Here is a 24054-nt window from a genome sequence, read left to right as displayed (position 1 = left end):
GAAGCCATGACCGCTGCGCTTCAGGACTCCGTGTCCATCCGCCCACTGGCGCTTTCCGACGCCGCCGCCCTGGCCCGCTGCCACGCCCGCAACCGGGCCTACCTGCAGCCGTGGGAACCCGTCCGGCCGGAAAGCTTCTACACGGCGGCGGGCCAGCGGGAGCGCCTGGCCGTGTCGCTGGCCGAACAGGCCGCCGGGCGCAGCTTTTTCTGGGCCGTGGTCGACGCCGGCCGGCTGGCCGGCTGCATCTCCCTCACCGACGTGGTCCGGGGCGCGTTCCAGAACGGGCACGTCGGCTACTGGGTGGCCGAGGACCGGCAGGGGCGCGGCCTGGCAACCACCGCCGTGGGCTTCGTTGGCGCTTTCGCCACGGAGCTGGGCCTGCACCGGCTGCAGGCGGGGACCCTGGTGCACAACACGGCGTCCCGGAAGGTGCTGGCACGCAACGGCTTTGCGGAGATCGGGACCGCCCCGAACTACATCCGGATCAATGGGTCCTGGCAGGACCACGTGCTGTACCAGAAAGTCCTGCACGGCTGATGCAGGGGTCTCGACAGGCTCGACCAGCGGCCCCGGCCGGGGTCTCGACAAGCCTCACGCCGGACCATAGGATATGTAATCTGTTCGCGCCGCCCCCGCGCCCGGCTTTCCACCCTTAAGGTCCTCCATGTCACGGGACACTTCCAGCACTGTCAACCAATCCGCGGTTGATCCCACGGCCAGGCTGTCGCGCCGGTCCGTCACGATCATCGCCACGCTGCTGGCCGCCACGTTCGTCGTCATCCTGAACGAGACCATCATGAACGTGGCATTGCCGCGCCTCATGACGGACCTGGGCGTCAGCTCCAGCACCGTGCAATGGCTGGCCACCGGCTTCATGCTGACCATGGCCGTGGTCATTCCCACCACCGGCTTCATCCTGCAACGGCTCACCACCCGGCAGGCCTTCATGGCGGCTACCGGATTCTTCACGGCCGGCACGGCGATGGCCGCGTGCGCCCCGGGCTTCCCCATCCTCCTGTGGGCCCGCGTCGTCCAGGCCTGCGGCACGGCGATCATGCTCCCGCTGCTGATGACCACCATCCTGACTCTGGTGCCAGTGGCCCGGCGCGGCATGGTCATGGGCAACGTCACCATCGCAATCTCGGTCGCCCCGGCCCTTGGCCCCACGGTCTCCGGCTTCATTCTTCAGCACTTTTCCTGGCGCTTCCTGTTCATTTTTGTCCTGCCGGTGGCCTTGACGGTCATGGCCGTGGGCGCCCGGTGCCTGAGCAATGTGGGGGAAACGGAACGGCAGCGCCTCGACACCGGGTCGGTCGCCCTGACAATCCCCGCCTTCGGCGCCCTGGTGTACGGCCTGAGCCAGATCGGCGCACAGACCCCGGGCAGCGGGCCCAATGTTCCCGCCATCGCGGCGCTGGCCGTCGGCACGGCCGCCATGGCACTCTTCGTGGCCCGGCAGCTGCGGCTCCAGCGCCGCGGCGCCCCCCTGCTCGACCTGCGGGCCTTCCGGTACCGCATGTTCACCGTTTCCACGCTGCTGATGGTGGTGGCCATGATGGCACTGTTCGGCGGCATCCTGCTCCTGCCCATCTACCTGCAGTCGGTCCGCCACGTCGCCGCCCTGGCGACGGGCCTGATCCTGCTGCCAGGCGGGCTCATCATGGGACTCTCGGGGCCCTTGATCGGGCGGCTGTTCGACAAGATCGGGCCCCTGCCGCTGACGGTCTCCGGCTCCGTGCTCATGGTGCTGTGCCTGTGGCAATACTCCCAATTGGACGCCCACACGGCCGTTTGGTGGATCACCGCGGTCCAGACGGCACTCAACCTGGGCCTGGCGCTCCTGTTCACGCCAGCGTTCACCACAGGCCTGAACCCGCTGCCGCCGGCGCTGTATTCACACGGCTCGGCCATCATGAGCACGCTGCAGCAGGTGGCCGGGGCAGCCGGAACGGCCCTGCTGGTCTCCATCTACGCGCTGGTGTCCGCCCGGGGCGACCCCGTTGCAGGGATGCGCGCGGCGTTCCTGGCGGCGACGCTCATGGCGCTTGGCGCCGTCGTCCTTGCCGCCCTCATGCGCCGCACGGCGCCCGGGAACGTCTAGAACAGGGCCACCTTCGGCGCCCGGGGGAAAATGCCATCCAGGGCGGCGAGGTCCTCCGCGGCGGGCTTCCAGGAGGCCGCGGCGGCGTTTTGCCGGATCTGGTCCGGCGTCGTGGCCCCGGCAATCACGCTGGCCACCGACGGCTGGGCCGCGAGCCACGAAAACGCCACCTGCAACTCCGTGAGCCCGCGGGCGGCGGCGAAGTCGCCGAAGGCCTTCAGCTGGCCGTAGTCGGCACTGGCCATCAGCTGCTGGCGCGTGTGTGTCAGCCGGCTGCCCTCGGGCGCCTTGCCGGAGCTGTACTTGCCCGTCAACAGCCCGTTGGCGAGCGGGAAGTACGGCAGCACGCCCAGCCCGTAGGCCTCCGCGGCCGGCACCACTTCCAGCTCGGCGCGCCGGTCCAGCAGGTTGTAGTGGTTTTGACTGGAAATGAAGCGGCTTCCGCCCAGCCCGCGGGCCGTGAACTCGGCCTCGGCCACCTGCCAGCCCGCCATGTTGGAGTGGCCGATGTACCGGACCTTGCCGTCACGAATGAGGCGGTCCATGGCGCTGATGGTCTCGGCGATCGGTGTGAAGGGGTCCGGCGTGTGGAACTGGTACAGGTCGATGAAGTCGGTGCCCAGCCTCCGCAGCGAGGCTTCCACGGACTGGATGATGTACTTGCGCGAACCGCGCCTGCCCCAGTCCACGCCGTTGACGCCCGCGGCGTCCAACCCAAACTTTGTGGCCACAACGACGTTGGCCCGTTCGGCGCCCAGCGCCTTCCCGAGGATGGTTTCACTCAGCCCGGGCGTCTTGCCGTAGGTGTCCGCCACGTCAAACAGGGTGATGCCGGCGTCCAGCGCGGCATGGACGACGGCGTTGCTCCCCTCCTGTGTCTGCGTCACCGTGTCGCTGCGGCCTAGGTTGTTGCACCCCAGCCCCACGGTGGAAACGGTCAGTCCGGAGGCGCCCACTTGGCGGTAATCAGTCATGGTTCCACCCTAGCCAACAACCACGGCACCCCGCCCCACCCGGCCCGCGGCAGTTGTCAGAGGTGGAAGGCGGTGGAACCGTTCGGGGAGTGCTTCGTCCTGAGGGCCCCGAGGTCGTTGGCGGGTGCCGTGGCGATCGTCAACTTCGTGAAGTCGAGCTTCTCCTCGCGGATGCACACCTTGACGTTGGCCACGGCCCGGGCCGCGTCCGGCGCCAGGATGTGGATGTTCAGCCTGCCGGTTCCGTGCGGGCCGTCCGTGAACTCGGTCTTCTCCACGATGCCGCTGCCGCGCCAGGCCAGGTGCGCGGTCAGCGCCTCGCGGGCCTTCTCCTCCAGGTAACGGTCCCGGTCGGTGACCCGGGCGCTCTTGAGGGCGAACTGGGCCACCACGGCAAACTGTTCGTCGCGGGCCAGTTCGGCGTAGCCGTCGGCCAGGGCCTGCTCCCTAAAGGCGGCCAGGAGCCGGTATGCCTCCCCCACGGAGCCGACGGCCGACTCCTCCGAGGTGCTCTGGCGCCCCACAGGGCCGTGGTTGACCACAAACCACGTCTCGTCGCCCCCGGCCTCCCCCGCGTCTACCCACGCCTCCCGAAAAACCAGCGTGCCGTCGCCGTCCGTCCGGTAAAGGCGCACAATGTTGGGATCGGATGTGGCCTCCGCAAAGTCCTCGGTGTCGCTCATGGCAGTGTCCTTCCCAGGGTGAACCAGGCCGCGTCGCGGCCGTCGAAGGGCGCCTGTCGGGACGCGACGGCGTCCATCAGGGCGGCTGCGGCCGATTCCATGCGGGTGCACAGCTCGGCCGGGTAGTTCATTTGCACGCGGTGTTCGCCAAATTCGTCCGCGTCGTCCAGATAGAGGCCGCGTTCGCGGGTGCGGACCACGTCCAGGTCCATGTCCACCATGTGGAATTCGACCACGGCGGGCCGGATCCGGTGCCAGGACAGCTCGCAGGCCAGGTCGATGTAGAGTTCGACGCCGTCCGGATGCGTTCCGTCGTAAAACGTCGCCACCCAGTCCCCGGAGTGCGGGACAAGGAGGACGGCGTCCGATGCCGTGTAGAGCGCGGCGCCGGGGCGGGAGATGAACTCACCCGTGCCCTGGAAGATCCAGTGCCCGTGGACGTCGCTGCCCAGGCAGCGTCCCGGCACCACCCAGTGTGCCGTGCCGTTGTACTTGCGGTTGCGGGCAACCACCAGCTCGCCCGGTGCGGGCTCCCCGTCACGGCGGGCGTCCGGTCGGGCCGCGTGGTGCGGCGCGGCCGCGTGGTGCGTCGCCGTCACAGGATGGGCAGCTGTCCGGTGCGCGGGGCCGGCTGGCCGGGCAGCGGCCGGGCGAACGGCACCTTCGTGCCGAGGACCTGTTCCACCACGTCCTGCGCCACCCGTTGGGCGGTGAGGCCGGTGCGTTCAAGGACTTCCGCGCGCGTGCCGTGGTCCAGGAACTCGACCGGCAGTCCCACCTCATTCAGGGCGGTATCCACCCCCGCGCCGCGCAGTTCCTGGCGGATGCGCGAGCCCACGCCGCCGGCGCGCACGCCGTCCTCAATGACAATGACGATCCGGTGGCGCGAGGCCAGTGTCAGGATGGACCTCGGGACGGGCAGCACCCAGCGCGGGTCAACCACGGTGTAGGTGATGCCCTGTGCGCTGATGCGGGCGGCCACGTCGAGGGCCAATTCGCTCATGGCGCCGACGCTGACAATGAGCACGTCGGTGTCGTCGGCACCCCCGATCCCGGGCATGGCGTGGTCCGTGCGGGCCAGGACGTCGACGCCGTCGGCCAGGCGCTCAACGGCCTTGACCTCCGGCCCCACCTTGCCCTTGGAATAGCGCACCACCGTGGGTGCGTCCGGGATCGCGACGGCTTCGCGCAGCTCCTCCCGCAGGCGCTCGGCGTCGCGCGGGGCGGCCAGGTGCAGCCCTGGCACTATTTGCAGGATCGACAGGTCCCACATGCCGTGGTGGCTGGCGCCGTCGGGCCCGGTCACGCCGGCGCGGTCCAGGACCACCGTGACGCCGGCCTTGTGGAGCGCCACGTCCATGAGCAGCTGGTCGAAGCCGCGGTTGAGGAAGGTGGCGTACATGGCCACCACGGGGTGCAGCCCGCCAAAGGCCATGCCCGCGGCCATGGTGAGGGCGTGCTGTTCGGCGATGCCGACGTCGATCACGCGCCCCGGGTGCCGCTCCGCCATCTTCTGCAGGCCTACGGGGATCAGCATGGCGCCGGTGATGCCGACGATGTCGGGACGTTCGTCGGCGATGCGGGCGATTTCCTCGCCAAAGACGCCCGTCCACGACGTCCCGCCGGACGCCTCCACCGACACGCCGGTTTCCGGGTCGATGACGCCGACGGCATGGAATTGGTCAGCCTCGTGGGCGCGGGCGGGCGCGTAGCCGCGGCCCTTTTCGGTGAAGGCGTGGACGATGACCGGCCCGCCATAGTTCTTGGCGGCAGAGAGCGCGGCCTCCATGGCCTTTTCATCGTGGCCGTCCACGGGGCCCACGTATTTCAGCCCGAGGTCGTCAAAGAGGCCCTGCGGCGCCCACCAGTCCTTGAGGCCCTTTTTGGCGGCGTGCAGCCCCTTGTATACGAACTGGCCGGCGGCGTTGCCGGCCTGAAGCCGCTGCTTGCCCCAGTCCATGGCGGCCTCATACTTGCGGTGCGTGCGCACGTGGTCGATGGCCGGGCGCAGGGAGGCCAGGTGGTCGGCCAGGCCGCCGACGGTCGGCGCGTAGGAGCGGCCGTTGTCGTTGACCACGATCACCACGCGGCGGTCCTTGTCCGCGGCAATGTTGTTCAGGGCCTCCCAGGTCATGCCGCCGGTCAGCGCGCCGTCGCCGATGACCGCGACGACGTACCGCTCCCCTTCGCCGTTGAGCTTGCGGGCGCGGGAGATGCCGTCCGCCCAGGACAGTGACGAGGAGGCGTGGGAGGACTCGACGATGTCGTGCTCCGATTCGGCCCGGGACGGATAGCCGGACAGGCCGCCCTGCCGGCGGAGCGTGGAAAAATCGTGCCGGCCGGTGACCAGTTTGTGGACGTAGGACTGGTGGCCGGTGTCAAAGACGATGGAATCCCGGGGGGAGTCAAAGATGCGGTGGATGGCCAGGGTCAGCTCCACCACCCCCAGGTTGGGGCCCAGGTGCCCGCCGGTCTGGGAAACGTTGCTGATCAGGAAGTCCCTGATTTCCTGCGCCAGCGCGACCATTTGTTGGTCGCTGAGCTTGCTCAGATCCCGCGGATGCGCGATGGTTTCCAAAAGTCCCATTGGTACCTCCCTGGCTCAACTCTCAACGTCTAACAATATCGCGTCAAGGCACGGGCGCCCGACACGAAGCCCCGCAACGCCGCAGGGGCGGGCACCCGGAACGTCCGGGTGCCCGCCCCTGCGGGCCTGCATCTGCGGGATCTGCGCTAGTTTGCGGAGATCTGGCGCAGCACGTACTGCAGGATGCCGCCGTTGCGGTAGTAGTCCGCCTCGCCTGGCGTGTCGATGCGCAGCACGGCGTCGAAGCTGACAGCGTTGCCGTCCTCGGCGGTCGCGGTGACCTTCAGCGTCTTCGGCGTGGTGCCGTTGTTCAGCTCGGTCACGCCCTCGACGGAGAACGTCTCGGTGCCGGAGAGCCCCAGCGACTGAGCGTTTTGGCCGGCCGGGTACTGCAGCGGCAGGACGCCCATCCCGATCAGGTTGGAGCGGTGGATGCGCTCGTAGCTTTCGGCCACCACTGCCTTGACGCCCAGGAGCGCGGTGCCCTTGGCCGCCCAGTCGCGGGACGAACCGGAGCCGTACTCCTTGCCGGCCAGGACGACCAGCGGGGTGCCGGCAGCCTGGTAGTTGACGGAGGCATCGTAGACGTAGGCCTGCGGTCCGCCTTCCACAGTGAAGTCGCGGGTGAAGCCGCCCTCCACGTTGTCGAGGAGCTGGTTGCGGATGCGGATGTTCGCGAACGTGCCGCGGATCATGACCTCGTGGTTGCCGCGGCGTGAGCCGTAGGAGTTGAAGTCCTTGCGCTCCACACCGTTGGCCAGCAGGTACTGCCCGGCCGGGGTGTCGGACTTGAACGAGCCCGCGGGGCTGATGTGGTCCGTTGTGACGGAGTCGCCGAGCTTGAGCAGCACGCGGGCGCCGGCGATGTCCTGCACCGGCTCCGCCTCGGCCTTCATGCCCTCGAAGTACGGGGGCTTGCGCACGTAGGTGGACTTGGGGTCCCATTCGAAGGTGTTGCCCTCGGGGGTTTCCAGCGACTTCCAGCGGTCGTCGCCGTCGAAGATGGTGGCATAGGAGCTGGTGAACATCTCGCGGTCGATCGAGGCGTCCATGACTTCCTGGACTTCCACCGGGTTCGGCCAGATGTCCTTCAGGAAGACGTCGTTGCCGTCGGCATCCTGGCCCAGGGCGTCAACGGCAAAGTCGAAGTCCATGCTGCCGGCCAGGGCGTAGGCGATGACCAGCGGCGGGGAGGCCAGGTAGTTCATCTTGACGTCAGGGTTGATGCGGCCCTCAAAGTTGCGGTTGCCGGAGAGGACGGCCGTCACGGAGAGGTCATTTTCGGCGATGGCCGCGGAGATCTCGGTGTCCAGCGGGCCGGAGTTGCCGATGCACGTGGTGCAGCCGTAGCCCACCGTGTAGAAGCCCAGCTTCTCCAGGTACGGGACCAGGCCGGATTTCTCGTAGTAGTCGGTGACCACCTTGGAGCCGGGGGCAACGGAAGTTTTGACCCAGGGCTTGGAAACCAGGCCCTTGTTGACGGCGTTGCGGGCCAGCACGGCGGCCGCCAGCATCACTGACGGGTTGGACGTGTTGGTGCAGGAGGTGATCGAGGCGATCGAGACGGCACCGTGGTCGAGTTCAAACTCGACGCCGGATTCGTTCTTCACGTGGATCGGCGCGGACGGGCGGCCGCTGGCGCCCGCGGCGGCTGACGCCAGCACGCGCTCGGTGTCGTGCTGGTGGCTGCCCGGGTGCGTGAAGGAGGGTGCGTCGGAGGCCGGGAAGGACTCCTCCAGCGACTCGTCGACAGTGTTTCCTTCGGCGTCGACGTCCGCTGCGATGTAGTTCTGCAGGTCCGAGCGGAACTGGGACTTGGAGTTGGTCAGTTCGATCCGGTCCTGCGGGCGCTTCGGTCCGGAGATGGACGGCACCACGGTGGAGAGGTCGAGCTCGAGGTACTCGGAGAACTGGATCTCAACGGAGGGGTCGTGCCACAGGCCCTGTTCCTTGGCGTAGGCCTCCACGAGGGCGACCTGCTCATCGCTGCGGCCGGTCAGGCGCAGGTAGTCGAGCGTGACGTCGTCGATCGGGAACATGGCGGCCGTGGAGCCGAACTCCGGGCTCATGTTGCCGATGGTGGCGCGGTTGGCCAGCGGCACGGCCGCAACGCCCTCGCCGTAGAACTCCACGAACTTGCCGACGACGCCGTGCTTGCGCAGCTGCTCGGTGATGGTGAGCACCACGTCGGTGGCGGTGGCGCCGGCCGGGATGGACCCGGTCAGCTTAAAGCCCACGACGCGCGGGATGAGCATGGAGACGGGCTGGCCCAGCATGGCGGCCTCAGCCTCGATGCCGCCCACGCCCCAGCCGAGCACGCCCAGGCCGTTGACCATGGTGGTGTGCGAGTCGGTGCCGACCAGGGTGTCCGGGTAGGCGCGCAGCACGCCGTCCACCTCGCGGGTCATGACGGTGCGGGCCAGGTATTCGATGTTGACCTGGTGGACAATGCCCATGCCCGGGGGGACGACCTTGAAGTCCTCAAAGGCGCTCTGGCCCCAGCGCAGGAACTGGTAACGCTCGCCGTTGCGCTGGTATTCGATTTCCATGTTGCGCTCGATCGCGCCGGAGTTGCCGAAGACGTCGATCTGCACCGAGTGGTCGATGACCATCTCTGCAGGGGCCAGGGGGTTGACGCGGGTGGGGTCGCCGCCCAATTCCTTGACGGCTTCACGCATGGTCGCCAGGTCAACAATGCAGGGGACGCCAGTGAAGTCCTGCATGATGACGCGGGCGGGAGTGAACTGGATTTCGGTGTCGGGCTCCGCGCTTGGATCCCATCCGGCCAGGGCGCGCACGTGGCCGGCGGTGATATTTGCACCATCTTCGGTGCGCAGGAGGTTCTCCAGCAATACCTTGAGGCTGAACGGAAGGCTCTTCGCGCCTTCAACCGAGTTCAGCCGGAAAATCTCGTATTCGGTGCCGGCCACATTAAGTACGCCTTTGGAACCGAAACTGTCCACATTAGTCATGGATGGACTCCTCTCGCCACTACTTTTATCTTGGTCACGCAGGGGACCACATGCCAGTTAGGCTCCCCTTACTCGCGTTCGGAGACCGCGCCGCGCTTCTTCAGGAAGCGGTACAGCAGTTCGACGGCAAGGCACCCGCCTGCAGTTACGCCAATCGTAACCGCCAGCAGGGGCCCGGACGGGATCTCGAGTGCGAAAAAGTTCCGCGCGAACGGCAGTGCCATGATCAGCACCAGCCCGGCCACGAGCGCCGCCACGAGCAGCGAACGCCAAAAGTCGAACGGCCGGGCCAGGGCGCCGAGCACCCACAACGCGACCAGGAGCACGGTCATGGTCGTGGCTGTCTGCGCCGAGGCGGCCGCCTGCGCCGGCGCCAGGGCAGGGTCCGGGAACGCGCGGGCAAAGGCGTAGACGGCCATGATGCACGCGGCCACGATGGTCCCGGCCGGGACGGAGAACATCAGCGCGCGCCGCAGGAACCCGGGCTGGTACCTGCGCGCGTTGGGCAGCAGCGCCAGGAAGAAGGCCGGAATGCCGATCGTCATGGAGCTGACGATGGAGAGCTGGCGCGGCAGGAACGGGTAGCGCCAGAGCAGGATGCCGATGGTGATGGAGACGAGGATGGCGTAGGCGGTCTTGCTTAGGAACAGGTTGGCCACCCGCTCCACGTTGGCAATCACGCGCCGTCCCTCGGCCACCACGTTGGGAAGGTGGGAGAATTTGCCGTCCAGGAGCACCAGGCGGGAGACAGCCTTGGTGGCCGCGGCGCCGCTGCCCATGGCGATGCCAATGTCGGCGTGCTTGAGGGCCAGGGCGTCGTTGACGCCGTCCCCCGTCATGGCCACCACGTGACCGCCAGCCTGCAGGGCCAGGACAATGGCCTTCTTTTGCTCGGGCGAGACCCGACCCAGCACGCTTTCACGTTCCAGCACCGCCGCCATCGCGTCCGGATCCGCGGGAAGCTCGCGGGCGTCGTAGCCGTCGCCGTCAAACACCAGTCCCACGCTGCGGGCCACGGCGGCCACGGTGCGGGGGTTGTCGCCGGAGATGATTTTCAGGCCAACGCCCTGCTCGCGGAAATAGGCCAGTGTGGCGGCGGCGTCGGGACGGACTCGTTCCCGGAAGACCAGCAGCGCCACGGGCGCCAGCCCCGCCAGCGCAAAGTCCCCGCCCGCCGGTTCCCCGGCGTTCACGTCCGACGCCGGACGGTGCGCCAGCACAACGGCGCGCAGGCCCCGTCCGGCCGCCTCGTGGGACGCAGCCAGCGCCTCTTCCGCCGCCGGCAGGCCGCCGCTTTCGGCCAGCACCACGTCGGGGGCGCCGAAGACCCAGGTGCCGCAGGCTTCCGGGGTGCCGGCCCCAAAGGTGACGGCACTGAATTTTCGGGCGCTGCTGAAGGGGACCACCGCGCCGGGCTCCGCCCCGGGCGGGACGGCGAACTCCCCGGCCAGGGCGGCCGCGGTCGCGTTGGCGTTGGGGTGTGCGGCGCACCAGGCCAGGACGGACTCCCAGCCGGGGACGGGCGCGAGGACCGTGGTGCCGGCAAGTTCCATGCGGCCCTCCGTCAGCGTGCCGGTCTTGTCCAGGCACACCATGTCCACGCGGGCCAGGCCCTCCACCGCCGGGAGTTCCTGGACCAGTACCTGGCGCCGGGCCAGCTTCACGGCGGCCATGCCAAAGGAGATGCTGGTCAGCAGCACCAGACCTTCGGGGATCATGGCCACAATGCTGGCCACGGCGCTGATGACTGCGGTGCGCCAGCGGCCGGAGGCGAGGGATTGGGCCCATCCCCCGTTGGCGTTCATCTGCCCGTTGACCACCAACAGGATGATGGGGACCAGCGCCCAGGCGATGTACAGGATGATCCGGTTGATGGAGTTGCGGATCTCGGAGTTGACCAGGGAAAAGCGGCGGGCCTCGGCCGTCAGGGCGCTGGCATAGGATTCCGCTCCCACCCCGTGCACGCGGGCGGCGCCGTGGCCGGCCACCACGGCCGAGCCGGACAGTGCCGTGTCGCCTGCGCCCTTGATGACGGGGTCGGACTCCCCTGTGAGCAGGGACTCGTCCACTTCCAGGGACTCGGCGGAGAAGACCACGGCATCGGCGGGGATTTGGTCCCCGGTGCGCAGCAGCAGCACGTCGTCGAACAGGACCTCCGCCACCGCCACCGCCCGCTCAGCGCCGCCGCGGCGGACCAGGGCCCTCGGCGCGTGCAGCACGGCCAGCCGGTCCAGGGTCCGCTTGGCCCGGTACTCCTGCACCACGCCGATCGCCGCGTTGGCCAGGACGATGAAGCCGAACAGCGCGTCCCGGGGATCGCCCACCAGGAGCACCAGGGCCAGGGCGCTGCCCAGCACGGCGTTGAACAGGGTGAACACATTGGCGCGGACGATGGCCCACATGCTGCGGCTGCTCCCCTGCGCGACGGCGTTGCCGAGTTCGGCGTCCTGCCGCTCCCGCACCTGGGCCGCGTCCAGTCCGTTGCGTTCAAGCTCCGCCGCGTCCACCGGTGCCAGCGCGGCCCGGGCCAAGGCCATGGCTGTCCTGCGGTGCTCCTCGCGCCGTTCCGCCACGAGCGTGCCCTTGGGCCTGCTGCGCGCCAGGTCCCGCGCCAGGTCCCGCGCCGCTGCGGGCCGCGTGGCCTCCGCGGGTCCGGCGGCAGGGCGCTTAGCGCGCAAGTACGCCCCTGCCAGGTGGATTCACGGGCACCAGCAGGGCCACGGTCTCCACGTGGTGCGTGTGCGGGTAGAGGTCAAAGGCACGCAGCCTCTCCAGCTGCCAGCCGGAGCCGGCGAAGTACTTCACATCCCGGGCAAACGCCGCCGGGTCGCAGGAAACATACGCGATGGCCTGCGGGGCGGCAGCCGCCAGGGCACGCACCACTGATTTGCCGGCGCCGGCGCGTGGCGGGTCAAGCACGACGGCGTCAAAACGGCGCCGCTGCCCCCCTCCCCTGGCGCCGGCCTGGTCCCTGGCCGCGCGGGGCGCTTCGTCCCGTGCGTCCCGTGCGTCCCGGGCCCGCGCGCCCAGCACCCGCTCGACCCGGCCCTGGACGATCTCCACCTGGGCCGAGGCGTGGAGGTTCTTGCGGGCGTCGCGGCTGGTGCCGGCGGAACCCTCCACGGACAGCACCGAACCGCCCGGGCCCACGGCGTCGGCCAGCGGGGCCGTGAACAGCCCGGCCCCGGCGTAGAGGTCCGCCACGGCGGCGCCGTCGTTGAGGTGCCCGCCGGCGTTGAGAAACTCCAGGGCCGCATCGGTGAGGACCTGCGGGGCCCTGCGGTGGATCTGCCAGAAGCCGTCCCCGGTGACCCGGAAGTCATGGTCCGCGGTGGCCTCGCGCACCCAGCTGCGGCCGTGGAGGACGGTGACGGCGCCGGTTTCCGGATCCCAGCGGGCCACGGACGGCGGGACGGGGCGCCCCTGCAGGGCGCGGGAAATGCGCTTGAGGGCCAGCCCGGCGGCCTTCTCCCCCAGCCCGGGCGCGGGCGCCAGCAGCACCAGGGCCTCCGAGCCGTTGGCGGGGGCGGCCACCTCCACCCTTTCAATCCCGCTGAGGTCCAGTTCCCAAAGGCGCAGGGCGTCAACGGCCGGTACGGCCAGGGGCATCCCCTGCACGGGGAGCACCTCGTGGGAGCGGTGGGCATGCATGCCCAGCTTCCCTGCCGGGGTGACGGCAAAGCCCACCCGGGTCCGCCATCCCAGCCCGGCCTGCTGCTCGGGCGTGCCGTCCGCGTCGACGTCTTCCACGCCCGCACCGACAAGCCCGTCAACGGCCGCCGCGGGCAGCCCGCCGAGCCGCTCCAGCTGCTCCCTGACCACGTCGGTTTTCAGCGCCAGCTGCCGTGCGCGGGAAATATGGCCAAATTCGGCGCCCCCGATGGGTGCCGCGCCCCGGGAGGCGGCCTCCAGTGCGTCGGCCTCGGGCCAAAAGTGGGCCACCCTGTCGGGTGACGCCTCCACCACCTGGGTGACGTCCGCGCGCCAAAACGAGGCTCCGTCGTCGTGCTCGGTGAGGGCGATCTCCACCACCTCGCCCGGGATGGCGTGGCGGACAAAGATGACGCGCCCCTCGTGCCGGGCAACGCAGTGGCCGCCGTGCGCCGCAGGCCCCACGGTGACGGTGAGCCTGCCGGTCCCGCCCGAAAGTGTGCCGGTGGAGGTGCTGATGCGGGGCTCGCTCATGTGTGCGGGGTTCCTATTCCTGGTACTTCTTGGCTTCGGTGGAGGACTTCAGCTGCCATGGCACGCTCGCCACCACCACGCCCGGTTCAAAGTGGAGCCGCGTCTTGATGCGCAGGGCGGTCTGGTTGTGCACCAGCTGCTCCCACCACTTGCCCACCACGTATTCGGGGATGTACACCACGATCAAGTCGCGCGGGGAGTCCCGGCGCATGGCCTTGATGTGGCTGATCAGCGGCGTCAGCGTCTCCCGGTAGGGGCTTGCCAACACCGTCAACGGTACCGGGATGTCGAGCCTGTCCCAATCGGCGATGGTCTGTTCGGTCTCGGCCGCGTCCAGGTCAACCGTGATGGCTTCCAGCGTGGACGGGCGCGACGCGCGGGCGAATGCCACGGCGCGCATGACCGGCTTGCGCACGTGGGAGACCAGGATCACGGCGTGGATGCGTGCCGGCAGGGCCCGGGTGGAGGAGTCCGTCTCCACGGCGAGTTCCTTGGCGACGTTGTCGTAGTGGGAGCGGATGCTCCACATGATGGCAAACAGCACGGCCATGGCCAGCAGCGCAATCCAGGCGCCCTGTTCAAACTTGGTCACGAGCACAATGAGCAGCACCGTCAGGGTCATGCAGAAGCCCAGGGAGTTGATGGCACGGGAGCGCATCATGCGGAAGCGGATGTGCCTGTCCTTGACCACGCGCAGTTCCCGGGTCCAGTGCCGGACCATGCCCAGCTGGCTGGCGGTAAAGGAGATGAACACGCCCACGATGTAGAGCTGGATCAGCTTGGTGACGTCGGCGTCGAAGGAGATGATCAGCACCAGCGCACCGATGGCCAGCAGGATCACGCCGTTGCTGAAGGCGAGCCGGTCGCCTCGGGTGCGCAGCTGGCGGGGCAGGTAGCCGTCGCGGGCCAGGATGGAGGCGAGCACGGGGAAGCCGTTGAAGGCAGTGTTGGAGGCAAACACCAGGATCACGCCGGTGGCCGCCACAATGATGAAGAACGGGATGGACCCGGCGCCGAAGATGGTGCCCGCAATCTGGCTGATGGACGGGTTCTGCACGTACCCGGCGGGCAGCGGGTGACCGTTCTGCAAAAACTCGGTCGCCGGGTCGGCCACGATGTGCACTCCGGTGGCGTTGGCCAGAAACAGGATGCCCGCCATCATGCCCGCCGCGACAACGCCCAGCAGCAGCAGCGTGGTGGCGGCGTTCTTGCTCTTGGGCTTGCGGAAGTTGGGCACGCCGTTGCTGATGGCCTCCACGCCCGTCAGGGCTGCGGCGCCGGAGGAGAACGCACGCAGCAGCAGGAACCCGCCGGCAAGGCCCGTCAGGCCCTGGCTGAACGCCGCGTCCGGGACGATCTCAAAGCCGGCCGACGGGGCCCTGCCCAGTGTGCCGGCGGCCGCCTGGAAGAGGCCCACCGCCGTCATGGCGAAGATGCAGAACATGAAGATGTACGTGGGGACGGCAAAGACGCTGCCGGCCTCGCGGATGCCCCGCAGGTTCACCAGGGCCAGGACAATGACGCCGACGACGGCGATCACCGCCTGGGTGCCGTGCCAGCCGGGCACCGCAGTGGCCAGGTAGTTCGCGGCGGAGGACATGGACACGGCCACCGTGAGCACGTAGTCGACCATGAGCGCCGAGGCCACCGTCAGGCCGGCGGTCCTGCCCAGGTTGACGGTGGCGACCTCGTAGTCGCCGCCGCCTGACGGATACGCATGCACATTTTGCCGGTAGGACGCCACGACGGTGAGCAGCACAATGATGACAGCAAGGCCCACCCAGGGGGCGAATGAAACGGAGGCCACGCCCGCGAGGGCCAGCGTCAGCAGGACTTCATCCGGCGCATACGCCACGGAGGAGAGCGCATCGGAGGCGAAAACCGGCAGCGCAATGCGTTTGGGCAGCAGCGTGTGGGCAAGCTTGTCGTTGCGGAAGGGCCGCCCGACAAGGACCCGCTTGAACGCGTTGAAGAAATTCAGCACGCGGGTAACGCTAGTCCCTCGCGGGGCTAAAGTCATGACAGGGCACACTCATGGCAGACTTCGAGGCGGGAGGAGCCTGCCGGCCCCGACTTGACCGGCGGGCAACAAACGGGTCAGATTGATAGCCGCACTGTGTTGCAGTGCCCATCATCACCACGAGGAGCATGGATGGCACATTTTGTGATCATGGGCTGCGGGCGCGTCGGCGCCACCCTGGCGCACACGCTCGAGGACTCCGGCCACTCCGTGGCCATCATCGATCAGGATGAAAGGGCATTCCGCCGGCTGCGCACCGGATTCGGCGGGCGCAGGGTCACCGGCGTCGGCTTTGACCAGGACACCCTGAGGCAGGCGGACATCGAGAACGCCTACGCCTTTGCCGCCGTCTCCAGCGGCGACAACTCCAACATCCTTGCCACGCGCGTGGCCCGCGAAACGTTCCACGTCGAGCACGTGGTGGCCCGCATCTACGATCCCGGCCGGGCCGAAATCTACCAGCGCCTGGGCATCCCCACGGTGGCGGCCGTGCGCTGGAGCGCCGACCAGGTGCTGCGGCGGATCCTGCCCGAAACCGCCATCAAGGGCGACTTCCGTGAACCCTCCGGGCGGCTTATCCTTACCGAACTGGCCCTGAACCCGGGATGGATCGGACACCACATCGTGGACGTCGAAAAGGCCGCGCCGCTGCGTGTGGCGTACCTGACCCGCTTCGGGGAGGGAATGCTGCCCGGCGCGGACACCAGCTACCAGCAGGGCGACACCGTCCATGCCATGGTGCAGGGCACGGACACGGCCGAGGTTGCGCGCATTTTGGCCGCCGCCCCAGTAAAGGAGATCTAAGGTGCTGGTTGTCATTGTCGGGGCTGGCAGCGTCGGCTGCTCGATTGCCCGCGAACTGCTTGCCCACGGGCACGAGCTGCTGCTCATCGACCCCAAGCCGGAGGTGATCGGCAAGAGCGGCCTGCGCGGCGCCCGCTGGCTCGTGGGCGACGCCTGCGAAATCAGCACCCTGCGCGAGGCAAAACTGGAGCAGGCCGACGTGGTGGTCTCCGCCACGGGCGACGACAAGGTCAATTTGGTGGTGTCCCTGCTGGCCAAGACCGAATTTGGCGTGGGCCGCACGGTGGGCCGGGTAAACAACCCCAAGAACGACTGGATGTTCGACGACTCATGGGGTGTGGACGTTGCCGTCAACACGCCACGGCTCATGACGGCCCTGGTGGAGGAGGCCGTGGAGATTGGCGACCTGGTGCGCCTGCTGACCCTCCAGACGGGCGTGGCGTCGCTCGTGGAGTTCACGGTGCCGGCGGAATCGCACATGATTGGCCTGACCGTGGGGAAGGTGGAGTGGCCGCAGGACGCCACGCTTGTGGCGATCCTGCGCGACGAGGCGCCCATCACCCCCAGCAGCGACGACGTGCTGGAGGCTGGGGACGAACTGTTCTTCATTTCCACGATTGCCGCCGAGGACGGGCTGCGGATGTTGCTTTCCTCCGAAAGCTGACCGCACTCCGAAGGCCGACCGTCCCCCCCGGGGGGTCAGCCTGCCTTCACCGGCCGGCTCACCAGCCACGCGATCCAGAGGCCGAAGGCGTACAGCGGCACGCCCATGAGCAGGCGCATGGCGCCCAGCGCATCAATGGCCCCCGCGAAGTACAGGGGCAGTTGGACGGCGAGCCGCGCCGCCATCACGACCACAATGATCCACGTCGCCACGCTGTAGGCGCGGAGGCGTTCACGTTTCTTCCGCCACTGCACGCCTTCGTTCCGGGCGTAGCCAAACAAGAGGCCCAGCACGGGCCAGCGCACGGCAATGGAGAGCGCCATGGCCGCGATGTAGGCGGCGTTGGTGAAGAAGCCGATGGTGTAGAAATTTTCCGCCTTGCCCGTCTTCAGGGCCAGGAAGGCCGACAGGCCGACGCCGGCGATCCCGGCCAGCGCCTGGGTGAGCGGTGTCCCTTGGACCAGGCGCGCCACCAAGAAGACGGCCGCCACCGCGACGGACCCGCCCAGCGACCAGGGGAGGTTGCCCGTGAGGGTGAAGACCACCAGGAACACGAGCCCCGGAAATACGCTCTCCGCAATGCCTCGGATGCCGCCGGCCGCGGCCAGGAGGTCGATTTCGCCGTTGTCCTTGCGCGCCAGGGCGGACTTTGCGGCCATTTCCTGGGCCAGGCCGGCCAGCGCCCCTGAGGGCCCGCCGCCGTCCGCGCCGCCCGCCAGCCGGTCTTCCGCGTCAGCTGCGCCGTCGTCTTCAGCTGTGGTCCTGGCCAACTAGCCCTCCTGTGTTCCAATGATCTCGTAGCGGGGGTTGAACATGGTGGGCAGCCCGTCCCGCAGGGACACCATGCCTTCAACACGCAGCCGGGTGCCTACCTCAATGCCGGGCACGCGGCGCCGGCCCAGCCAGACCAGCCTCAGGCGGTGGCTGCCGCCGTCGTCCGGCGTCCGGTGGAATTCCCGGTCCGTGAGGATGGCGGTGAATTCCAGGGAGGACGACGCCGGCCGGATGGTCACGGCGTCGATCACCCCGCTGCAGACGGCGCGGCCGCGCCGGGGCAGTTCGTTGATGGGCACCGGCACTGGCCAGGCGCCCTGGTCGGTGGGCACGCAGCTAGCCGATCGCCGTGATTTCCGGGCCGCGGCGGAATGGTTCCCCACCCTGGGCGGGGACCGCGTGGTCACCTGCCACCGTGCCGTCGGGCCCGGTTGCGGCATCCCGGGGCAGGCGGAGCACCAGCAGGTCCCGCGGCGGCAGGGGGGTTTCCCCGCGGACCACCACGACGCCCCTGAACAGGTCTTCCAGCTCCTTGGCGGCTTCCGGGTTGACGGCCGCATCCCCGCCGAGCACACCGCGCAGGAACCAGCGGGGGCCGTCGACGCCGATGAAACGGGCCACGCGGTAGCCGCGGCTGCCATCTGCGGCCTGGGCGGGAACCTTGGCCAGCACTTCCTTGCCGAAGGTGCCGTCGAGAATTTCAATTTCGCCGCCCTGCGATCCAACTGACAGCCCGATTTGTTCGCGGATGTCACGCCAGAGCTCTTCCGAGCGGGGCGCGGCAAAGGCCTGCAGCTGCAGGCTGGAGCCATTCAGGTCCAAGGTGACGGCGATGACCCGGCTGGTGCTCTCCTCCACTTCAAGGCGCAGCGCCAGCCCCTCGCGCGGGGTGACCAGCAGCGCCCCCAGGTCCACATATCCGTCCGTGTCGGAGATCTCGTCGGCGTCGAGGGGTCCGTGGACGCCGCGCTCATAAACGGTGTCCGAGGGGTCCGGGGGCAGGGACAGCAGGCCGTTTTCGGCCGATTCCGTTCCGGCATCGCCCGGGGCGTGGCCCGCGGGCGCAGCGGCACCGGCCGTGTCATTCTTCTTTTTCTTGCCAAACCCAAAAGCCATGGGGTGGAAACTCCTTGTGAATGTTGGAACCGAACGTTTCCTAGCGTCCGGCGGCGTCGGCCCCGGCCTGCCCATGGCCGCCGGTTGAGCCAAAGCCGCCGGTGCCCCGCACCGAGTCCGGCAACTGGTCCACCAGCTCGAACGTGGCGTGTTCCACGCGCTGGAAGACCATTTGTGCAATTCTATCGCCCCTGGACAGGGTGATGGAGTGGTGCGGGTCGGTGTTGAGCAAGGTGACGGATATTTCCCCGCGGTACCCGGCGTCCACGGTGCCCGGGCTGTTGACGATGGTCAGCCCGTGCCTGGTGGCCAGGCCCGAGCGCGGGTGCACCAGGGCCACGAAACCAAAGGGCAGGGCGATGGAGACGCCGGTGGGCACAAGCGCACGCTCCCCCGGCGCCAGCACGACGTCGATCCTGGTGCGCAGGTCCGCGCCCGCGTCGCCGGGATGGGCGTAGGACGGGGCATCGATGCCGTCGTCAAGCATGTGCAACTGCACGCCCAGCGTCGCTGCGCCGTCGGAGGGGACAAAGTCGGTCTGGTTGGTCACAACTGCACACTCTATCCCGAACGGCGGCGCCGCTTCCCACCGCCGGGTGCCGGGAGAAGATGAATTACCGACCAAAAGGTGAAAAGCTATTCCCATGTCTTCCACGCCGGCCGCCAGCGCCACCCCCCTGTCCACAGCGACGTACACCGAGAAATTGTGGCCCAACCTGGGTGTTTGGATCATCGTGCTGGGTCTTTCCGCAGCGGGCATCCTCATCCTGATCCCCATCAGCCCGCTGGCAGGCTACCTCGCCTTCTTTGTCCTGCTGGTCCTGCAAACGGTGGCGCTCCTGCTGTGGACGCCCAAAATTGAGGTCACGGCCGACACCTTGCGCGTGGGCCGTGCCGTCATCGAACGCGAATACGTCGGCGAGGTCACCTACTACCTGGCCGACGAAGCCACGGCACAGCGCGGCACCCGGCTCAATGGGCTGGCCTACCTGTGCATCCGCGGCTGGATCAAGCCGGTGGTCAAGGTTGAAATCACGGACCCGCACGACACCACGCCGTACTGGCTCACCTCCACGCGCAATCCCGAGCGCCTCGCCGCGGCCCTCGGCAGGGGCCGCCAGTAGCGGCCCCTGCTAGCCCTCGCAGTCCCGGCAATACTTCAAGCCGTCCTTTTCACGGGCCAGCTGCGAGCGGTGCCTGACCAGGAAGCAGGATGAACAGGTGAATTCATCCGCCTGGGCAGGGAGGACCTCAACGGCCAGCTCCTCGCCGGACAGGTCGCCGCCGGGCAGCTCATAGCTGTCCGCCAGATCGGCCTCGTCCAGGTCGATGACCGCCCCGGACGGCCCGGACGGCCGGACCGCGAGGGATTCCAGCACGTTGCCGTCCCGGTCGTCGTCGTTCTTGCGCGGCGCGTCATAATCCGTTGCCATTGCTTCCTTCACCAATTTCTGTTTCCCATGCCTTCGCACGGGCGTTGGCAGGCCCTGTGCGGGGTTCCTGTACGCAAATGCTGCCAATCACCCTAGAGTGGGAACGTGCGGACAGGCCCGAAAAATGCCCGCGTTCGCGGTGGGCGTAGCAGCCCCGTGCGGCGGGGCGGCGGCCGGGAGGTGATTTTGTGAACCATTCACGCCACGCCTGCGCGGGTAGTAGGAAAACCGGGCGTTCGGTGGCAAAGTTTCGAAGTGAAACCAGTCAACTTTGGAGGGCAGCATGGCGGATCTACGTTTAGTGGGTGTGCATGACGATGGCAAGCACCTGCTACTCAGTGGACCCGGCGGCGAAATATACCTGCTGCCCATTGATGAAGCACTGCGCATGGCCACCACCCGCGCGCCGCGGAAGGCCTCCCCCGGAAGCTCCGGCCCGGCCAGGATGTCGCCCCGTGAAATCCAGGCGCAGATCCGCGCGGGCGCCACGGCGGCCGACGTCGCCGAGCATTCGGGCATGTCCCTGGAACAGGTCCGCCGTTACGAAGGGCCGGTGCTGGCCGAACGCGAGCACGTGGCCCAAATGGCCCGCAAGGTTGAGGTGTCCAGCCCGGCCCCCGGCAATGACGGCTACCGCTCGGCGTTTGGCGACAATCCCGCCACCCTGGACGAAATGGTCATGCACCGGCTCTCCGCCTTCGGGATCGACCCCCGCACCGTGCGCTGGGATGCCTGGCGGGTCCACGACGGCGCCTGGACAGTGACGGCGGACTTTGAGCCCGGCGGCGAATGGGCGGCAAGCAGCATCGGCGAGCCGGCCCCCGCCCGCTGGACGTTCCACCCCGGACGGAAGGCCCTGGCCAATGCCAATCGTTGGGCCCAGCAGCTCAGTGAAATGGAGCCGGTGGACGGCCCCGTGCCCGAGCGCCGGCTCAGTGCCGTGGCCGACCGCCCCTTCGACTTTGAGGCCGACGCGCCCGACAAAGACTCCCCCGAGGTGCCCGAGGCACCCGCCGAGGAGACCGGCGAGGACACGGGTTCCGGCCTGCTGGACATGCTGCGTTCGCGCCGCGGCCAGCGCCTGGGCCTCGACGAGGACGGCGACGACGAGCTCGCGTCCATGCTGGGCACCCACGTGCCGGCCGCACACCCGCGCGACGCGCAGGACCCCCTCGACGTCCCGGAGGGCGGCGGGGACGAAGTCCCCGCGGGGGCGGCCGCCGGGGACGGCCACGCGGAGGACGCCGGCAAGGACGGTGACGGCGGGGCTGCCGGCAAGGACGGTGACGGCGGGGCTGCCGGGGACGCGCATTCCGCCACGGCGCACGGCAAGAAACGCCTGCGTGCCATCCCGTTCCTCTCGCTGGCACCCAGACTGCACGGTGACGAGGACGACCATCAGGCAGTGGGGGTGGGAGAGGTCAGCACCGACACCCGCGAAATCACCCTTTCCGGCGCGCCACAGCTGCGCCGCAGCGCCGCGGACCGCGGCTCCGCCGACAGCAGCGCGGACGTTCGGGGCCTGCAGCCTGCCGCCCCGCATCCGCCGGAAACACAGGCCCCCGAGGTCGTGGAGGACGCAGACGGACCGTCGGACAGCGAAGTGGCCGCCAGGCTGGAACGCAAGGCTGCGGGCAAGCCAAAGCGTTCCAGCGTCCCCAGCTGGGACGAGATCGTGTTCGGCACCAAGGGCGACTGAGCCGCCCGGCCCGGCCACCGGCGTCGTGCTTCACGGCTGTCGGTGGGGAACCAGCAGCCCGCACGGCCGCTACCGGCGCCGTCTGCCCTTCGCGGCCGGGACCGTGACGGGGATGCGCAGCAGCGGCACCTCGCGTTCGGCCTTCGTGATGGAGCCGTGCTGGCCCACCATCTCAATGGCCGGCGGGCGCACGCGCCGCAGGTCGTAAAACGCAATGGTTTCCCGCGCCGCCACCAGGACATCGCCGATCCGTCCGGCGGCCTCGGGGCGCACCTCCCCAAACCAGCCCGCCTCCACCGCCTGTTCACGCGTGAGCACCCATGCCTTGCTTCCAAACCGCTCCAGCCACGCGGCGACGAGGTTGTCGCGGGTGCCGGGGCCGGCGTCGGGCTCCAGGTAGAGGTGGACCATGCGCGGCTCGCCGGCGGTGTGGCGCACCCCGGCCACGAGCTCGGGAAACCGGGAGTAGTCGATGCGGGCGGAACGGGGCACGTCCACCATGCCGTGGTCGGCCGTGAGCAGGATCAGGGTGTCGGCGGGGACGGCGGCGGCCAGGCGCTTCATGCCGGCGTCGAGCTCCTCGAGCTGGTGCTCCCACTGGACCGAGTCCGTCCCGTGCGCGTGCCCGGCCTTGTCCAGTTCGCTCCAGTACAGGTAGAGGAGCATCCCCGGGTGGGCGGCCAGGGTCTCGGCAGCCAGCTGGACGCGCGCCAGCGGGGTGGTCGCGCCGAGGAACGTTCCGCCGCGCAGCGCCGCCTTCGTCATGGGCGAGTGTTCAAACTTCGGCAGGCTGACGGTGGCCGTGGGCAGGTGCCCCTCCAGCCGCTCAAACACGGTGGGGAGCGGCTGCCACCGCAGCGGGTCCACGCCGGCGTCCCAGTTGCCCAGCAGGTTCACCACCTTGTCCTGATCCGGGTCCAGGACGTCGTAGCCGAGCATGCCGTGCCGGCCGGGCCCGACGCCGGTCCCCAGGCTGGCAAGGGAGGTCGCCGTGGTGCTGGGAAACGCCGCGTGGAGTGTGCGGGGGTGCTCTCCCGCGCCGTCCGCGGCCATGACGCCGCGCAGGAACGGGGCGTGGCCGGCCTTGTGTTTCAGCAGCGACTTGCCCAGGCCGTCCACCAGCACCACCACGATCCGCCGGGCGGCCGGCAGCTTGAGCGCGTTGGTGAACCGGGCGTCGCCCGCGGCCGCCGCGGCGCTGGTGAGGACGTCCGCGATCGTGTTGCTTCCATAGGCCGGCGCTGCGGGGAGGGCCGGCTGGCGCGACGGTGGCGTGGCGGTTCGGTGTGCCTGCTCCACGCCGGTCAGCGCCGGTAGTGGCTGCGGCCCATGCGCTGGCCCAGCACCGGGAACTTGGGCCCCTGCGCCGGCCCCTGCGCCGGCGCGTGCGCGGGCGTGGCGGCGCGGGTGCTGACCGCCCGCAGGGCCCGCGCGAAGGCCTTGGCGTCGGCCACGGCCTGCAGGCCCTCGGCCTCGGCGCTGATGCGCAGGGCGATGTCCTCCTGGGCGATGGTGCCCGTGTAGCCGTGGTCGGCGTCGCACTCGGGATCCCCGCACGACGCCGGCCCCATGTCCACCCGCTGTCCGCCGGACCAGGCGATGGCCACCGTCAGTTCACGGGCGGGGTCGGAGGGCTTGTAGTCCTGCGGCTGGGCGTAGATGTAGCTCAGCACCACGGAGCCGATCTGCCCCACGGGCACGGATTCGGTGGACACCTGCGCCACGACCTGTTCACCGGCGTCGTCCAGCTGCTGGTCGTCCACATGGGTGATGACCAGCATTTCCTGCGTCAGCACCAGCACCGTGATGTGGCGGTGCACCTCGGTGCGGTCAAAGTGCGTTTCCAGGTGGACCAGGTGCGCCAGGCTCTCCTGCCCGTCCAGGGCGTCGTTGACGACGTCCTGGACCAGCCGGGGATAAAAGCCGGAGCGCTGGAGTGCGGATTCAAGGTCGCGGCCGGTGGTGTTGGCCGGGGCGCCGGCTCCGAAGGTGTTCATGGCCTCCATTTTCGCACTGTGGCCCGGTGGAAAGCGAACCGG

Annotated in this window: 21 protein-coding genes; 6 read left to right on the top strand and 15 right to left on the bottom strand. The window is 69.0% G+C overall.

The features are described 5' to 3' along the window. Window positions 1-6 precede the first annotated feature (6 nt). Complete coding sequence (locus tag G6034_RS09245) at window positions 7-540, top strand: GNAT family N-acetyltransferase (RefSeq protein ID WP_176634826.1); 534 nt, start codon at window positions 7-9, stop codon at window positions 538-540. 127 nt (window positions 541-667) lie between these two features. After that, complete coding sequence (locus G6034_RS09240) at window positions 668-2104, top strand: DHA2 family efflux MFS transporter permease subunit (RefSeq protein WP_176634825.1); 1437 nt, start codon at window positions 668-670, stop codon at window positions 2102-2104. Here the strand turns inward: G6034_RS09240 and G6034_RS09235 are convergent. The 8 genes from G6034_RS09235 to G6034_RS09200 form a co-directional block, all read right to left on the bottom strand. Next, a complete protein-coding gene (locus G6034_RS09235) occupies window positions 2101-3078 on the bottom strand; it encodes an aldo/keto reductase (protein WP_176634824.1) in 978 nt (325 codons plus the stop codon). The two genes, G6034_RS09240 and G6034_RS09235, sit on opposite strands and share 4 nt — an antisense overlap. Window positions 3079-3134: 56 nt before the next feature. After that, window positions 3135-3761, bottom strand: a complete 627-nt coding sequence (locus G6034_RS09230) for a hypothetical protein (RefSeq protein WP_176634823.1) — start codon at window positions 3759-3761, stop codon at window positions 3135-3137. Next, on the bottom strand, window positions 3758-4360 hold the full coding sequence (locus tag G6034_RS09225; protein WP_176634822.1) for a DUF402 domain-containing protein: 603 nt from the start codon (window positions 4358-4360) through the stop codon (window positions 3758-3760). Before G6034_RS09225 ends, G6034_RS09230 begins: the two co-directional genes overlap by 4 nt. Continuing rightward, window positions 4357-6348 carry a 1-deoxy-D-xylulose-5-phosphate synthase gene (gene dxs, locus G6034_RS09220; RefSeq protein WP_176634821.1) on the bottom strand — a complete coding sequence of 664 codons (1992 nt, stop codon included), beginning with the start codon at window positions 6346-6348 and terminating at the stop codon, window positions 4357-4359. The genes G6034_RS09225 and dxs overlap by 4 nt, the downstream gene beginning before the upstream one ends. 146 nt (window positions 6349-6494) lie before the next feature. Continuing rightward, window positions 6495-9320 (bottom strand): aconitate hydratase, encoded by a 2826-nt coding sequence (locus G6034_RS09215; protein ID WP_176634820.1) that lies wholly within the window; start codon window positions 9318-9320, stop codon window positions 6495-6497. A 68-nt stretch (window positions 9321-9388) separates the two neighbouring features. Continuing rightward, window positions 9389-11857, bottom strand: a complete 2469-nt coding sequence (locus G6034_RS09210) for an HAD-IC family P-type ATPase (protein ID WP_176634882.1) — start codon at window positions 11855-11857, stop codon at window positions 9389-9391. 130 nt (window positions 11858-11987) lie between these two features. Continuing rightward, entirely contained in the window at window positions 11988-13505 is a 1518-nt protein-coding gene (locus G6034_RS09205; RefSeq protein WP_176634819.1) for a class I SAM-dependent RNA methyltransferase, read from the bottom strand. 13 nt (window positions 13506-13518) lie between these two features. Continuing rightward, window positions 13519-15525: an APC family permease gene (locus tag G6034_RS09200; RefSeq protein ID WP_176634818.1), complete on the bottom strand. Its 2007-nt coding sequence runs from the start codon at window positions 15523-15525 to the stop codon at window positions 13519-13521. Window positions 15526-15657: 132 nt separating this feature from the next. On the opposite strand from G6034_RS09200, the gene G6034_RS09195 reads away from it, so the two are divergent. Both G6034_RS09195 and G6034_RS09190 read left to right on the top strand, forming a co-directional pair. Next, window positions 15658-16329, top strand: a complete 672-nt coding sequence (locus tag G6034_RS09195; protein WP_176634817.1) for a potassium channel family protein — start codon at window positions 15658-15660, stop codon at window positions 16327-16329. Between the two features lies 1 nt (window position 16330). Then, window positions 16331-16993, top strand: a complete 663-nt coding sequence (locus G6034_RS09190; RefSeq protein WP_176634816.1) for an FAD-dependent oxidoreductase — start codon at window positions 16331-16333, stop codon at window positions 16991-16993. A gap of 35 nt (window positions 16994-17028) precedes the next feature. Here G6034_RS09190 and G6034_RS09185 read toward each other — a convergent pair whose 3' ends face one another. The 4 genes from G6034_RS09185 to dut are packed head-to-tail and all read right to left on the bottom strand — an operon-like array spanning window position 17029 to window position 19433. Beyond that, window positions 17029-17763 carry a DUF3159 domain-containing protein gene (locus G6034_RS09185; protein WP_425485491.1) on the bottom strand — a complete coding sequence of 245 codons (735 nt, stop codon included), beginning with the start codon at window positions 17761-17763 and terminating at the stop codon, window positions 17029-17031. Continuing rightward, complete coding sequence (locus G6034_RS09180) at window positions 17764-18099, bottom strand: single stranded DNA-binding domain-containing protein (RefSeq protein WP_343038003.1); 336 nt, start codon at window positions 18097-18099, stop codon at window positions 17764-17766. It lies immediately after the preceding gene. Window positions 18100-18103: 4 nt separating this feature from the next. Continuing rightward, on the bottom strand, window positions 18104-18883 hold the full coding sequence (locus G6034_RS09175) for a DUF3710 domain-containing protein (RefSeq protein ID WP_176634815.1): 780 nt from the start codon (window positions 18881-18883) through the stop codon (window positions 18104-18106). A gap of 40 nt (window positions 18884-18923) precedes the next feature. Next, a complete protein-coding gene (gene dut / locus G6034_RS09170; RefSeq protein ID WP_343038002.1) occupies window positions 18924-19433 on the bottom strand; it encodes a dUTP diphosphatase in 510 nt (169 codons plus the stop codon). Window positions 19434-19521: 88 nt separating this feature from the next. Here dut and G6034_RS09165 point away from each other — a divergent pair, with 88 nt between their 5' ends. Next, window positions 19522-20007, top strand: coding sequence for a DUF3093 domain-containing protein (locus tag G6034_RS09165; RefSeq protein WP_425485494.1), 486 nt, complete (start codon window positions 19522-19524; stop codon window positions 20005-20007). Between the two features lie 9 nt (window positions 20008-20016). Here G6034_RS09165 and G6034_RS09160 read toward each other — a convergent pair whose 3' ends face one another. Then, window positions 20017-20316, bottom strand: coding sequence for a DUF4193 domain-containing protein (locus G6034_RS09160; protein WP_176634812.1), 300 nt, complete (start codon window positions 20314-20316; stop codon window positions 20017-20019). A gap of 283 nt (window positions 20317-20599) precedes the next feature. On the opposite strand from G6034_RS09160, the gene sepH reads away from it, so the two are divergent. After that, window positions 20600-22015: a septation protein SepH gene (gene sepH, locus G6034_RS09155; protein WP_176634811.1), complete on the top strand. Its 1416-nt coding sequence runs from the start codon at window positions 20600-20602 to the stop codon at window positions 22013-22015. Between the two features lie 69 nt (window positions 22016-22084). Here sepH and G6034_RS09150 read toward each other — a convergent pair whose 3' ends face one another. Both G6034_RS09150 and G6034_RS09145 read right to left on the bottom strand, forming a co-directional pair. Further along, a complete protein-coding gene (locus tag G6034_RS09150; RefSeq protein ID WP_176634810.1) occupies window positions 22085-23314 on the bottom strand; it encodes an alkaline phosphatase family protein in 1230 nt (409 codons plus the stop codon). Between the two features lie 5 nt (window positions 23315-23319). Then, entirely contained in the window at window positions 23320-24021 is a 702-nt protein-coding gene (locus G6034_RS09145; protein ID WP_176634809.1) for a DUF5998 family protein, read from the bottom strand. Window positions 24022-24054 lie beyond the last annotated feature (33 nt).

Source organism: Arthrobacter wenxiniae, from assembly GCF_013376105.1.
GTDB lineage: Bacteria > Actinomycetota > Actinomycetes > Actinomycetales > Micrococcaceae > Specibacter > Specibacter wenxiniae.
This window is presented reverse-complemented; position numbering and strand designations above follow the sequence as displayed.